Source organism: Paractinoplanes toevensis (genome assembly GCF_018332695.1).
In the GTDB taxonomy this organism is placed as follows: Bacteria; Actinomycetota; Actinomycetes; order Mycobacteriales; family Micromonosporaceae; genus Actinoplanes; species Actinoplanes toevensis.
Map to the genome: position 1 here is coordinate 1 of NZ_BOQN01000285.1, position 704 is coordinate 704.

The window sequence follows — 704 nt, forward strand, 5'->3', positions numbered from 1 at the left end:
GTGACCAGGCCGTCGACGTCGAAGACGAGCATCCGGCGGCCGCGCGCGGCGGCCAGCATCGAGTTGCCGACCCGTTCCGGGAGCGGCTTGCGCCGGGACTCCTCGACCGGGCGGAACGCGTCCATCGGCAGTTCGTCGAGCATTCGGTTGCCGGCCAGGTCGGCCACCACCCGGCGGACCTGGTCGGGGGCGAGCCGGCCGGCGATCCGGGCGAACTCGGCGACCAGCCGGGCCACCGTGTTCTCCCCGTCCATCAGCAGGGCGAGCTGCCACTCCTCGGGAGTGAGGCGCAGGTATCCGGCGCGGGTGCCACCGTCCGGCGAGCGCAACATGATGTACGCCTCGCCGCGGGCCGAACTCAGCTGAACAGCCTCGATGCCGGCCCGCAGCACGGGACGCGCCCGCACGGGATTGAGCCGGTCGACGACGGCACCCCACAGGCCGGGGTCGGCGGGGCCGCCGGGCTCACCCGGAGCCCGCCCGGCCAGGGCTTCCCAGACATTCATCCGGGTCTCGACGTAGGTCACCTGAGCGGCCTCTCCAGCTCGGCAGCGGGGGGCGCAGCCGTTAGCGGATTGGAGATTAGGCGGAAATCCGTTACCAGCGCGAGTCCTAGGCGGGCATTGGCGCCAGGATGTCCGGAAAGTTCGGGTATAACGGCATGCCAAAAAAGAAGCGTGCGGCGGGTGGTGTGACAACCCCCT

Annotated in this window: 1 pseudogene; it reads right to left on the reverse strand. The window is 70.9% G+C overall.

The window, feature by feature from the left end:
- Nucleotides 1-527 (reverse strand): annotated as a pseudogene (locus Ato02nite_RS51250) (cyclic nucleotide-binding protein); the annotation flags it as partial.
- Between the last annotated feature and the right edge of the window lie 177 nt (nucleotides 528-704).